Source organism: Aquabacterium sp., from assembly GCF_036273115.1.
Lineage (GTDB): Bacteria > Pseudomonadota > Gammaproteobacteria > Burkholderiales > Burkholderiaceae_C > Aquabacterium.
Map to the genome: position 1 here is coordinate 50825 of NZ_DASUIN010000032.1, position 11218 is coordinate 62042.

Sequence of the window (11218 nt, forward strand, 5' to 3'; positions counted from 1 at the left end):
CACTCACGCTAAATCACGTTACGCGAAGTGCCCTTGGTTTCTAGCATGAGCAGCGTTTTCCATCGGAACGCTTGCCATGACAGAAATCGAACCTATCTCCATTTGCACATCACCTGACCGGCCACGGCACGGGCATCAAGAAATCGCTGATCTGTTAGCTGCCGCGCTGCTGCGCCTTCGTGCCCGCCAATCGCGCGACATCCCCAAAAACAGCGAGCAGGTTTGCCTTGGCTTCCCCGGCCAACAGCGCGTGAATGCGAACCCCGATCACAACAACGGAGTTCGCCCATGACAGCACACGCAACCTCACCAACGCCCGCCTCAGTCGCCGCCCGCGTCGCGGCTATTCCCCATCTTTCGATGGATGATCTTTGGGCTCTCTGGGACGACCATTTCGATGAACGGCCGAATCACCACCATCGGGTCTGGTTGGAAAGTCGCCTGGCCTACCGGATGCAAGAGCGCGCGTTTGGCGGTTTGAAACCGTCACTGCGCAAGAAGCTCGAGGAGGTTGGCGAAACCGGCATCTTGCCCAAGCAACTGCGCGGCGATAGCCAACGCCTACTGCCCGGTACCGTCCTGACACGCATCTACGACGACATTGAACATCGTGTGCTGGTGCGCGGATCGAATGATTTCGAGTACCAGGGGCAACGCTTCAAGAGCCTGTCCGCTGTAGCCAAACGCATCACAGGCAGCCATTGGTCAGGCCCGGTGTTCTTTGGTTTGAAGGCACCTGCTTCGAAGAAGGGGGCAGCATGAGCTTAGTGCGTCGAAACCAGATTCCCGCAGTCACGCCAAAGAAGCGCTGCGCCGTCTACACACGCAAGTCCACTGACGAAGGCCTCGACCAGGAATACAACAGCCTCGAGGCACAGCGTGATGCGGGCTTGGCCTTCATTGCAAGCCAACGACATGAAGGCTGGATTGCCGTCGACGACGGATACGACGACGGCGGCTACTCTGGCGGAAACATGGAACGGCCCGGGTTGCGCCGACTGATGATCGACATCGAGGCGGGGAAGATCGATACCGTGGTCGTCTACAAAATCGACCGCCTCACGCGCAGCCTGCCGGACTTCGCAAAGCTGGTCGAGGTTTTCGACCGCAACGGCGTCTCCTTTGTCGCGGTCACGCAGCAGTTCAACACCACCACATCGATGGGGCGATTGACGCTCAACATCCTTTTGTCATTCGCGCAGTTCGAACGCGAAGTCACCGGCGAACGCATCCGCGACAAGATCGCCGCCAGCAAGGCCAAAGGCATGTGGATGGGCGGAGTCCCGCCCCTCGGATACGACGTGGTCGAACGCAAGCTCGTTATCAACGACCGTGAAGCTGCGCTGGTACGTGACATCTTCCGCCGCTACGCCGAGCATGGCTCGGCTGCGCGACTCGTCCGCGAACTGGATATCGAAGGGCATACCACCAAGGCATGGGTCACCCAGTCCGGCCGGGAGCGATTGGGGCGCAGCATCGATCAGCAGTACCTCTTTACCTTGCTGCGTAACCGCATTTACCTCGGTGAAATCTGCAATCACGAGAAGTGGTACTCGGCCCAGCACGACCCCATCATTTCTCAAGAATTGTGGGACGCGGCACACGCCTTCATTGAGAGGCGAAAGCAGGCTCCGCGCGAACACCGAGCCAAGCATCCGGCACTGCTGGCGGGACTTCTGTTTGCACCGGATGGCCAACGGATGTTGCACTCCTTCGTCAAAAAGAAAAATGGTCGGCAGTACCGCTACTACGTGCCTTACCTGCACAAGCGGCGCAACGCCGGTGCCAGCCTGGCTCCACATACTCCGGACGTGGGCCACCTGCCAGCCGCCGAGATCGAAGATGCCGTGTTGACGCAAATCCATGCTGCGCTCTCATCGCCGCAAATGCTGATCGCAGTGTGGAGATCCTGCCAGCAGCATCCGGCGGGGTCGACGCTGGACGAGGCACAGGTGGTGGTCGCCATGCAGCGCATCGGTGACGTGTGGTCGCAACTGTTCCCCGCCGAGCAGCAACGGATCACACGGCTGTTGATCGAACGCGTGCAACTGCACGGGCACGGCCTGGATATCGTTTGGCGGGAGGACGGTTGGATCGGATTCGGTGCGGATATCAGCACGCACCCCTTGATCGAAGAGACCCAAGAACGTGCCGAGGAGGTTTTTGCATGAACGCCTCGACCCACCAGCGCCAGCGCGCCGTCCGCATCGAGGTCGGAGCCGAAGCGCGCAGTTACGTCAGCGAGGGGCAGCGGGTCACCTTAGTGCCCCTGACGATCAAGCGCCGCCAGAACCGGAAGCTGCTGATACCGCCAGCCCCCGAGATCGCGGACCGAATCGGTGGCTTCGATGTGCCGATGATCAAAACGCTGGGTAAGGCCTTCTACTGGAAGCGCTTGATCGACGATGGCACCTACGCCACGACAACGGACTTGGCGCACGCCATGAAAGTGGAGCCGGGGTGGGCTGCCGAGGTCTTGCGCATGACCATGCTGGCCCCCGATATCGTGGAGGCGATATTCGAAGGACGTCAGCCACGCCACCTGAATCTGCACACCTTGCGTGGCCGCCAAGATCAACTGCCGCGCGATTGGGCTGCGCAGCGTCGATTGCTCGGTTTCCCCGACGCCTGATTTGCCTCCAGACACACCCGATGACGGCGAGCCATGTGCTCGCCGTTTGCTTTTCTGCCCCGGGCCATTGGCGAACCTGGAGTTCCGTCGTGGTTCGCCATTGCGTCCCTTAAAGGTTCGCCACCCGAAGTTTGGAATGACACCTGTTACTCAACAACGTCACAGGAGCATTCCATGCAGACACCAACCAGCGGTATCCCCCGGTCGCCACAGCAGGCGATCAACACCATGTCACCCGGTGATCGCCGCGTACTCAACGAGAACGAGCTCGCGCAACGCTGGGGCGTTAGCCCCAAGACTTTGCAGCGCTGGCGCAGTGAGGGTCGCGGTCCACGCTACCTGAAGCTGTCCAAGCGTGTCGGCTACCCGGTCGACGCGATCCTCGAGTTTGAGCGCGAAGCGCTGCACGACTCGACATCCGAACGCGCGGCTGTTTGAGGAGAGATGCGATGAATGACATCACCATCTTCCCCGCCGACATCGCCGAGATGTCCGTCAGCCAGCTGGCCGCATTGCCGCCCGCGCAGAAACACGAGATCGACAAAAACCTCGATGCGGCAATCGACTGGCTGAAGAAGGCGCGCACCAAGTTCGACGCAGCATTGGATCAGTGCTACGGCGAGCAGGCACGCACCGCGCTGCGGGAATCCGGCCGTGACTTCGGCACCGCACACATCAGCGATGGCCCGCTGCACCTGAAGTTCGAGCTGCCCAAAAAGGTTAGCTGGGATCAGAAGCAACTGGCTGAGATCGCTGAACGCATCGTCGCCTCAGGCGAGAAGGTTGAGGGTTACCTCGACATCAAGTTGTCCGTCTCCGAATCCCGCTTCACGAACTGGCCGCCTGCTTTGCAACAGCAGTTCGCCGCCGCTCGCACCGTGGATTCCGGCAAGCCGTCTTTCACCCTTTCCATCGATTCGGAGTAATGACCATGAGCACCAATCTCATCGCCTCGCTGCGTCAACAGCTGCCGTCCATCTACGGCGAACACCTCCCTGACGAAATCCGGTATCGCCACGCTGACGGACAGGACGTCGTTGTCCCGCTTGATGTCGCCACTGTGGACGAGCTGGCATTTGCCATCCAGACGGCCAGCGCGGAATCGCTGGCGCTCGGTCGCCGCCGCACCGCGCTGGAAGAACTCCACACCGAGATGCGCAAACGTGCCGCGCGTGGAGTCGACCGTATCGCCGACGTGTCGTGGGAGGGCTGATCATGAGCGCGATCATTCCCTTCCAGTTCGAAGCGCACGCCGTGCGCGTCCAGGTCGATGAACTCGGGCTGCCGTGGTTCAACGCCACCGATGTCTGCGACGCCCTGGAGATGGGCAATCCGTCTCAGGCGATCAAGTCCCACGTCGATGCCGAGGATCTCCAGAAATTGGAGACCCTTACGGCGGGTGGCCGTCAACGCCAAAACCACGTCAACGAGTCGGGGCTTTACGCCCTGATCCTCGGTAGCACCAAGGATGCCGCCAAGCGCTTCAAGCGCTGGATCACCGGTGAAGTGCTGCCAGCAATCCGCAAGACAGGCGCGTATTCCGCCGCCACCACGATGGCTGCCTTGCCCGCGCCGACCCAAGATCGCGTCACCGCCATCCTGCTGATCGGCGAAGCGGTCGCCAAGGTACCGGGCGTCAAGACCGGCATTGCAATGGCTGCCACGTTGACCTGCATTCAGGAAAACACCGGCCTGACCACGGAAGTGCTGCGACGCGCTTTGCCTGCCGCCAACGAGCCGATCTGCTCGCTCAACGCCACACAGCTCGGCAAATTACTGAGTCGCTCAGCCAAGGCCACGAACCAGTTGCTGGCATCCGGCGGCCTTCAGTTCCGCAACGACCGGGACGAGTGGGAACTGACCGAGGCCGGTGAAGCATGGGCCGAAGCCATGCCGTACTCGCGCAACGGCCACAGCGGCTACCAGATCCTCTGGAATCCGGCGGTCGCGGAACAACTGAAGGAGGTGGCGTGATGTCCCTCCCGATCATTTCCGCGCAGCAGCGCTTGGCCGAGCGCAAGGGTGTGAAGTTGCTGATGCTGGGCAAATCCGGCATCGGCAAGACCACCCGGCTCAAAGACCTCGACCCTGCCACCACCTTGTTCCTCGATATCGAGGCGGGCGATCTCGCCGTGGCCGACTGGCCAGGCGACACCATCCGCCCGGCCTCGTGGCCGGAGAGCCGCGACTTTTTCGTATTCCTCGCAGGCCCGGACAAGTCACTGCCGCCGGAGAGCGCGTTCTCGCAGGCGCATTACGACCACGTCATCGAGAAATTTGGTAACCCGACGCAGCTCGACCGCTACCAGACCTTCTTTCTCGACTCGATCACGCAGCTGTCCCGGCAGTGCTTCGCATGGTGCAAGACGCAACCCGGTGCCACCAGTGACCGTAGCGGCAAACCCGATCTGCGCGCCGCATATGGCCTGCTTGGCCAGGAAATGATCGGCGCACTGACACATCTGCAGCACGCACGCGGCAAGAACGTGGTGTTCGTCGCCATCCTCGACGAACGTCTCGATGACTACAACCGCAAGGTGTTCGTGCCGCAGATCGAAGGCAGCAAGACCAGTCTGGAGCTGCCCGGCATCGTCGATGAGGTCGTGACGCTGGCCGAGATCAAGGCCGACGACGGCAGTGCCTACCGCGCCTTCATCACGCACACCGTCAATCCCTACGGCTTTCCGGCCAAAGACCGCAGCGGTCGCCTCGACCTGCTGGAGCCGCCGCATCTCGGCGCACTGATCGCCAAGTGCGCAGGCCAGTCGCCATTGCCCATGCCCATTAGCACCGGCACCCCCACTACTGAAAACACCACCGAATCCAAGGAGTAATCGCCATGTCGTCCAGCTATTTTGATTTCCAAGATGCCGATCCCCAACAGTCGGGCTTTGACCTGATCCCCAAGGGCGCTGTCGTGCCAGTGCGCATGACCATCAAGCCCGGTGGTTATGACGATCCGGAACAAGGCTGGGGCGGCGGCTACGCCACCGAGTCCTTCGAAACCGGCTCCATCTATCTCGCCGCTGAATTCGTGGTCACGGCTGGCGACCATGCCAAGCGCAAGATGTGGAGCAACATCGGCCTGCACTCCAAGAAGGGGCCGACCTGGGGCCAGATGGGGCGCAGTTTCATCCGCGCCGCGCTCAACAGCGCCCGCAACGTCCCCCCCCAGGACAACAGCCCGCAGGCCGCCGCCGCGCGCCGCATCCAGGGCTTTCATGAACTGGATGGCCTGGAGTTTCTGGCGCGCGTGGACATTGAGAAGGATGGCAAGGGCCAAGACCGGAACGTGGTCAAGATCGCGGTCGAGCCTGATCACCCCGACTACGCAAAACTGATGGGCGTGCCGCCCAAGGCTCCGGGCAGTGGACATTCCGGCGCTCCGGCGCAGGCGGCTGCGCCTGCGTATCAGGCACCGGCTCCACAACGCGCACCCGTGACCGGCAAGCCGTCGTGGGCGCAGTGAGGGAGGCCGATGAAATGCTGGGTCTGCAAACGACAGGCCCGGGGGTTCGGCCACACCGACAACCGTCACGGTGTCGGCCATCCCCGGCGCTACCCCATCGACTGGGTGTTCTGCTCGCAACGCTGCCAAAACGCGTTTCACGCGCTGTACGGCAACTGGCTGCGGGTCAAGGAAGGTCGCGTCGACAGCAAGGAGGTCGTCATGATCGATCCGTCTGATGTCGAACTGGCCGCGATGAAGAGGTGCCTCAAGGCCTTCGGCGAGGCCGCGGGCGAGATTGGCTTCACCAAGCCGCTGGGCGACTACTCCGAAGCCGAGGCGCTGCAAGTGATCGACGCCATCGTCACTTGCTACACCGAGGCAATGGTGGCGCACCACGAGGCGAGCAAGTATCCGCCGGTACGCGGCATGACGCCTGCGCCCGACCCTCTGGCCAACCCGTTCGCGGATCTGGAGGACGACCTGCCCTGGGAAGAGCCGAAGGGGAAGAAGCCATGATCGACTTCAACTCCACATCAAGCATCTCCGGTCGGGTCACCTGCTTGGTGGATACGGGCATGCAGCAAGCCCGTGCTCGCCAGTCCGAGCGTCAGTACCTCGGGGCCTCACGTCTCGGCGTGGCCTGTGAACGCGCGCTGCAGTTCGAGTACGCCAAGGCACCCATCGACCACGGGCGTGACACCCCGGGCCGAATGTTGCGCATTTTCGAGCGCGGCCATGTCATGGAGGACTGCATGGTCGCGTGGCTCCGGGACGCGGGCTTCGACCTGCGCACCCGCAAGGCCGACGGCGAGCAGTTCGGCTTCTCGGTGGCCAACGGTCGCCTGCAGGGCCACATCGACGGCGTCATCGTCGGCGGCCCCGATGGCTTCGCCTATCCCGCGCTCTGGGAATGTAAGTGTCTCGGCAACAAGTCCTGGAGCGATCTGGACAAGAAGGGCCTGACTATCTCCAAGCCCGTCTATGCCGCGCAAGTGGCGGTCTACCAAGCCTATCTCGAACTGCACGAGCACCCGGCGATCTTCACGGCACTCAACGCCGACACGATGGAGATCTACACCGAGCTCGTGCCCTTTGACGCAGCACTGGCCCAACGCATGTCGGATCGGGCGGTCAAGGTCATCACGGCGACCGAGGCGGGAGAGCTCCTGCCGCGCGCCTTCCATGACTCGACCCACTTTGAATGCCGGATGTGCGCGTGGCAAGACCGCTGCTGGAGGACACAAGCATGAATACCTCGAATTTGAATTACGTACTGGGCGAGCAGCTGATCGACGTGCGCCAGGCTGCACTGATGTTCAATCTGCCGTCGTATTGGCTCTCTCAAGCCAAGGAGCGAAAGGAGCGTCGCATTCCGCATTACCGCGTCGGCAAACTGGTTCGCTTCAAACCCAACGAGCTGGAAGCCTGGATCGCTGCGCAGCAGACGTCACACGAGGGTGGTGCCGATGCTTGATTTCAATGACACATCACCACCGGGAGAAGCGGGCCGGCGCAACGTCAATGACAGCGAGCGGGACGAGATTCGCACTGAACTGATCGCACGCATGGAATCAGTCCTGACCACGATGTTCCCGGCAGGAAAGAAGCGTCGTGGCAAGTTTCTGATCGGGGACATCCTGGGCAGCCCGGGCGACAGCCTTGAGGTGGTACTCGAAGGCGACAAGGCTGGTCTCTGGACGGATCGTGCCACGGGCGATGGCGGTGACATCTTTGCTTTGATCGCAGCCTACCTCGGGGCCAACGTCCACACCGACTTTCCCCGGGTGCTCGACGAGGCAGCTGATCTGCTCGGTCGTTCGCGATCAGTGCCGGTTCGCCGCGCCAAGAAGGAAGCTCCGGTTGATGATCTCGGCCCGGCCACGGCCAAGTGGGACTACTTCGATGCCACCGGCAAACTGATTGCGGTCGTGTACCGCTACGACCCACCCGGGCGCAAGAAGGAGTTCCGTCCATGGGATGCCAAGCGGCGCAAGATGACTCCGCCCGATCCGCGCCCGCTGTACAACCAGCCGGGGTTGGCTGCCGCTGGTCACGTTGTGCTGGTCGAGGGAGAGAAGTGTGCGCAGGCCCTGATCGCCATCGGCGTGGTGGCAACCACGGCCATGCATGGCGCAAATGCTCCCGTCGATAAGACCGACTGGTCGCCGCTGGCGGGCAAATCCGTGCTGATCTGGCCTGACCGGGACGCGCCAGGCTGGGATTACGCTGACCGTGCATCGCAAGCAATCCTGAACGCGGGTGCGACCACGGTCGCCATCCTGGTGCCACCCGATGACAAGCCGGAAGGATGGGATGCGGCTGACGCCATTCCGGACGGCTTCGATGTGAGGGGCTTCCTCGCCGTCGGCGAGCGGATGCCGGTGATGCGCTCGGTCGAGGAGACGCCACCACCGGATCTGCTGACCGGTGTCGACTGGACTACGGAGGACGGCTTGTCCTCGGCCTTCACACGCCGCTATGGCGAGGACTGGCGCTACTGCGCGCTTTGGGGCAAATGGCTGGTCTGGACCGGCGTGCGCTGGAATCCGGATCAGGTGCTCTATGTGTCTCATCTGGCGCGCGGTATCTGCCGGATGGCGTCACTCAAGGCGGACAGCCCTCGGCTCACAGGCAAGCTGGCCAGCTCCGCCACGATCTCGTCCGTAGAGAAAATCGCACGCTCCGATCCCAAGCACGCGTCCACCGCCGAGGAGTGGGATGCAGACGTCTGGGCGCTCAACACACCAGGCGGTGTGGTTGATCTGCGCACGGGCCGCATGCGACCGCACCGGCGCGATGACCGGATGACCAAGGTGACCACGGCCACACCGCAGGGCGACAGTCCGACGTGGCGTGCATTCCTGGCCGACGTCACAGGCGGTGACGCTGAACTGATTGCCTACCTGCAACTGATGGTTGGCTACTGCCTGACGGGCGTGACCAGCGAGCACGCGCTGTTCTTCCTGTACGGGACCGGCGCGAACGGCAAGTCCGTGTTCGTCAACGTCCTGACCACCATCTTGGGCGACTACGCGGCCAACGCGCCGATGGACACGTTCATGGAGGCGCGCACCGACCGACATCCGACCGATCTGGCGGGCCTGCGCGGCGCACGCTTTGTGTCATCCATCGAAACCGAACAGGGTCGGCGTTGGAACGAATCCAAGGTTAAGGCCATCACCGGTGGCGACAAGGTTTCCGCACGCTTCATGCGCCAGGACTTCTTCGAGTACGTGCCGCAGTTCAAGTTGGTGATCGCAGGCAACCACAAGCCATCGATCCGCAACGTGGATGAGGCGATGAAGCGGCGGCTGCACCTGATCCCGTTCACGGTGACGATCCCGCCCGAGCGGCGTGACGGCAGGCTGACGGAAAAGCTGCTCAAGGAACGGGACGGCATTCTGGCGTGGGCGGTTGAGGGCTGCAGCCTTTGGCAACGCCAAGGACTGAAGCCACCCGCCAGTGTGGTGTCGGCGACTGAGGAGTATTTCGAGGCAGAGGACGCGCTCGGGCAGTGGATCGAAGAGCGTTGCCTGCTGGCCAAGACCCACCGTGAAGGCGTTTCCGAATTGTTCGCCGACTGGCGTGAATGGGCTGAGCGCGCGGGTGAGTACGTGGGCTCGGTCAAGCGCTTCTCCGAACTGATGGCGGCCCGCAAGTTCGAGAAGTGTCGGCTGACCGGGGGCGCACGTGGGATCACGGGCATAGCCCTCAGGCCCAAGCCGTATAGCCATGGCTACCCCTACCGAGATGACTGAGCAATCCGGGCGAGTGACGGATTTGACGGGTTTCCTGATTGACGCGCTACGCGTGCGCGCACGTAAAGGCTGTTTTCCAAAGAACCCGTCGCATCCGTCACTCGCCCCCCGAACTGGAGTACGACGATGAACACGACAATCTTGGCCCTTGATCTGGGCACACACACCGGGTGGGCTTTGCAGCACCTGGACGGCACTATCACCAGCGGCACGGAGCACTTCAAGCCACAGCGATTTGAAGGAGGCGGCATGCGTTTCCTCCGTTTCAAGCGCTGGCTCAACGAATTGCTCTCGGCCAGCAACCACATCAACGCGGTGTTCTTCGAGGAGGTTCGACGGCACGCTGGCGTTGATGCGGCGCACGCCTACGGTGGCTTCATGGGACACCTGACCGCGTGGTGTGAGCATCACAACATCCCTTACCAGGGTGTTCCAGTCGGCACGATCAAGAAGCACGCGACCGGCAAGGGCAATGCGGGCAAGGACGACATGATCGCGTCCGTCCGCCTGCGTGGTCACACCCCAGTCGACGACAACGAAGCCGACGCCCTGGCCTTGCTGCACTGGGCTGTCGAGACGCAGGAGGTGTGACATGAAGGTGCCGACACCCCAATACCGCTGCCCCCTCGGTCGTCTGCAACCTCAGGCCACGGATCTGGATGCGATCAAGGAACGTGGCTGGCGTGACCAACACATCCTGGTGGTCAACGCATCCGACGAACGTCTGGACTTCATCGAGCGCGAGATCGTGCGACGCATCGGTGACCGGCTCTACGGAGGGCGACGCAATGACTAAGTGGACTATCGAGGACGTTGCTGCTCGGTTTGAAGAGGCCGCAAGCACCAGTCGACGGTTGCCTCCTGTTCGAGTGCAGGGTTACTTCAACTGCTGGCCCGCCATTGTCCGAAGCGAATGGGAGACCTTTGCAGCGGACGAGAGGGTGTACCGATCCTTTCCGCCGAGTCCAGAGGCGATTGAACGAATGCTGGAGGTCATGCACTGGGTGCAGTGGCTCACCATCGAGCAACGTCATCTCGTATGGATGCGCGCGAAGCGCTATGGCTGGCGGGACATCACGATCCGCTTTGCCTGCGACCGCACGACGGCATGGCGGCATTGGCAGAGGGCATTGCAGACGGTCGCAGATCAACTCAATGGTGTGGTGGTCGCGTAGGGTTTTGGCGTGATTTGGCGCGTATGGTCGGGGATGTGCGCAATCACGCGGCAATCAGCGGTTTTTACCCCTGCAACAAAACGCCCTGATCTTGCGTAGTATTCATCTATCGTCTGGACAGAGGTGACGGCAGAGGAAGCAGCCCAGAAATCAACGGGTCCTTCCCGGCCAAAAACCAATGCGGGGGGCGCGAGCGCGGCGC

General features: G+C 62.2%; 16 protein-coding genes. All 16 read left to right on the top strand.

The window, feature by feature from the left end; all coding sequences use genetic code 11:
* Nucleotides 1-288: 288 nt before the first annotated feature.
* The 16 genes from VFW72_RS14835 (at nucleotide 289) to VFW72_RS14910 (ending at nucleotide 11016) form a co-directional block, all read left to right on the top strand.
* Nucleotides 289-762, top strand: coding sequence for a DUF2924 domain-containing protein (locus VFW72_RS14835; protein WP_055451266.1), 474 nt, complete (start codon nucleotides 289-291; stop codon nucleotides 760-762).
* Nucleotides 759-2171, top strand: a complete 1413-nt coding sequence (locus VFW72_RS14840) for a recombinase family protein (RefSeq protein WP_329675080.1) — start codon at nucleotides 759-761, stop codon at nucleotides 2169-2171. The genes VFW72_RS14835 and VFW72_RS14840 overlap by 4 nt, the downstream gene beginning before the upstream one ends.
* Nucleotides 2168-2632 (top strand): hypothetical protein, encoded by a 465-nt coding sequence (locus tag VFW72_RS14845; protein ID WP_295940990.1) that lies wholly within the window; start codon nucleotides 2168-2170, stop codon nucleotides 2630-2632. Before VFW72_RS14840 ends, VFW72_RS14845 begins: the two co-directional genes overlap by 4 nt.
* A gap of 174 nt (nucleotides 2633-2806) precedes the next feature.
* Nucleotides 2807-3070 carry a helix-turn-helix transcriptional regulator gene (locus tag VFW72_RS14850; protein ID WP_020200569.1) on the top strand — a complete coding sequence of 88 codons (264 nt, stop codon included), beginning with the start codon at nucleotides 2807-2809 and terminating at the stop codon, nucleotides 3068-3070.
* An 11-nt stretch (nucleotides 3071-3081) separates the two neighbouring features.
* Entirely contained in the window at nucleotides 3082-3558 is a 477-nt protein-coding gene (locus VFW72_RS14855; protein WP_020200568.1) for a hypothetical protein, read from the top strand.
* Between the two features lie 5 nt (nucleotides 3559-3563).
* Entirely contained in the window at nucleotides 3564-3845 is a 282-nt protein-coding gene (locus tag VFW72_RS14860; RefSeq protein WP_329675081.1) for a hypothetical protein, read from the top strand.
* A gap of 2 nt (nucleotides 3846-3847) precedes the next feature.
* Nucleotides 3848-4606, top strand: a complete 759-nt coding sequence (locus VFW72_RS14865; protein ID WP_029043087.1) for a BRO-N domain-containing protein — start codon at nucleotides 3848-3850, stop codon at nucleotides 4604-4606.
* Nucleotides 4606-5466: an ATP-binding protein gene (locus tag VFW72_RS14870; RefSeq protein ID WP_329675082.1), complete on the top strand. Its 861-nt coding sequence runs from the start codon at nucleotides 4606-4608 to the stop codon at nucleotides 5464-5466. The genes VFW72_RS14865 and VFW72_RS14870 overlap by 1 nt, the downstream gene beginning before the upstream one ends.
* Nucleotides 5467-5471: 5 nt before the next feature.
* Nucleotides 5472-6101 carry a hypothetical protein gene (locus VFW72_RS14875; RefSeq protein WP_329675083.1) on the top strand — a complete coding sequence of 210 codons (630 nt, stop codon included), beginning with the start codon at nucleotides 5472-5474 and terminating at the stop codon, nucleotides 6099-6101.
* A gap of 9 nt (nucleotides 6102-6110) precedes the next feature.
* Nucleotides 6111-6599 carry a DUF6511 domain-containing protein gene (locus VFW72_RS14880; RefSeq protein ID WP_088861528.1) on the top strand — a complete coding sequence of 163 codons (489 nt, stop codon included), beginning with the start codon at nucleotides 6111-6113 and terminating at the stop codon, nucleotides 6597-6599.
* Nucleotides 6596-7333 (top strand): hypothetical protein, encoded by a 738-nt coding sequence (locus VFW72_RS14885; RefSeq protein ID WP_329675084.1) that lies wholly within the window; start codon nucleotides 6596-6598, stop codon nucleotides 7331-7333. The genes VFW72_RS14880 and VFW72_RS14885 overlap by 4 nt, the downstream gene beginning before the upstream one ends.
* A complete protein-coding gene (locus VFW72_RS14890) occupies nucleotides 7330-7557 on the top strand; it encodes a helix-turn-helix domain-containing protein (RefSeq protein WP_123237489.1) in 228 nt (75 codons plus the stop codon). Before VFW72_RS14885 ends, VFW72_RS14890 begins: the two co-directional genes overlap by 4 nt.
* Nucleotides 7550-9841: a phage/plasmid primase, P4 family gene (locus VFW72_RS14895; protein ID WP_329675085.1), complete on the top strand. Its 2292-nt coding sequence runs from the start codon at nucleotides 7550-7552 to the stop codon at nucleotides 9839-9841. The genes VFW72_RS14890 and VFW72_RS14895 overlap by 8 nt, the downstream gene beginning before the upstream one ends.
* A gap of 126 nt (nucleotides 9842-9967) precedes the next feature.
* A complete protein-coding gene (locus VFW72_RS14900) occupies nucleotides 9968-10432 on the top strand; it encodes a crossover junction endodeoxyribonuclease RuvC (protein WP_020200559.1) in 465 nt (154 codons plus the stop codon).
* A 1-nt stretch (nucleotide 10433) separates the two neighbouring features.
* On the top strand, nucleotides 10434-10637 hold the full coding sequence (locus VFW72_RS14905; RefSeq protein ID WP_020200558.1) for a hypothetical protein: 204 nt from the start codon (nucleotides 10434-10436) through the stop codon (nucleotides 10635-10637).
* Nucleotides 10630-11016, top strand: a complete 387-nt coding sequence (locus VFW72_RS14910) for a DUF6362 family protein (RefSeq protein ID WP_329675086.1) — start codon at nucleotides 10630-10632, stop codon at nucleotides 11014-11016. The genes VFW72_RS14905 and VFW72_RS14910 overlap by 8 nt, the downstream gene beginning before the upstream one ends.
* The last annotated feature ends 202 nt before the right edge of the window (nucleotides 11017-11218 follow it).

Coding starts and splice junctions, on each gene's coding strand:
- VFW72_RS14835 (WP_055451266.1), top strand. CDS start 289: ATGACAGCACACGCAACCTCACCAACGCCCGCCTCAGTCGCCGCCCGC.
- VFW72_RS14840 (WP_329675080.1), top strand. CDS start 759: ATGAGCTTAGTGCGTCGAAACCAGATTCCCGCAGTCACGCCAAAGAAG.
- VFW72_RS14845 (WP_295940990.1), top strand. CDS start 2,168: ATGAACGCCTCGACCCACCAGCGCCAGCGCGCCGTCCGCATCGAGGTC.
- VFW72_RS14850 (WP_020200569.1), top strand. CDS start 2,807: ATGCAGACACCAACCAGCGGTATCCCCCGGTCGCCACAGCAGGCGATC.
- VFW72_RS14855 (WP_020200568.1), top strand. CDS start 3,082: ATGAATGACATCACCATCTTCCCCGCCGACATCGCCGAGATGTCCGTC.
- VFW72_RS14860 (WP_329675081.1), top strand. CDS start 3,564: ATGAGCACCAATCTCATCGCCTCGCTGCGTCAACAGCTGCCGTCCATC.
- VFW72_RS14865 (WP_029043087.1), top strand. CDS start 3,848: ATGAGCGCGATCATTCCCTTCCAGTTCGAAGCGCACGCCGTGCGCGTC.
- VFW72_RS14870 (WP_329675082.1), top strand. CDS start 4,606: ATGTCCCTCCCGATCATTTCCGCGCAGCAGCGCTTGGCCGAGCGCAAG.
- VFW72_RS14875 (WP_329675083.1), top strand. CDS start 5,472: ATGTCGTCCAGCTATTTTGATTTCCAAGATGCCGATCCCCAACAGTCG.
- VFW72_RS14880 (WP_088861528.1), top strand. CDS start 6,111: ATGAAATGCTGGGTCTGCAAACGACAGGCCCGGGGGTTCGGCCACACC.
- VFW72_RS14885 (WP_329675084.1), top strand. CDS start 6,596: ATGATCGACTTCAACTCCACATCAAGCATCTCCGGTCGGGTCACCTGC.
- VFW72_RS14890 (WP_123237489.1), top strand. CDS start 7,330: ATGAATACCTCGAATTTGAATTACGTACTGGGCGAGCAGCTGATCGAC.
- VFW72_RS14895 (WP_329675085.1), top strand. CDS start 7,550: ATGCTTGATTTCAATGACACATCACCACCGGGAGAAGCGGGCCGGCGC.
- VFW72_RS14900 (WP_020200559.1), top strand. CDS start 9,968: ATGAACACGACAATCTTGGCCCTTGATCTGGGCACACACACCGGGTGG.
- VFW72_RS14905 (WP_020200558.1), top strand. CDS start 10,434: ATGAAGGTGCCGACACCCCAATACCGCTGCCCCCTCGGTCGTCTGCAA.
- VFW72_RS14910 (WP_329675086.1), top strand. CDS start 10,630: ATGACTAAGTGGACTATCGAGGACGTTGCTGCTCGGTTTGAAGAGGCC.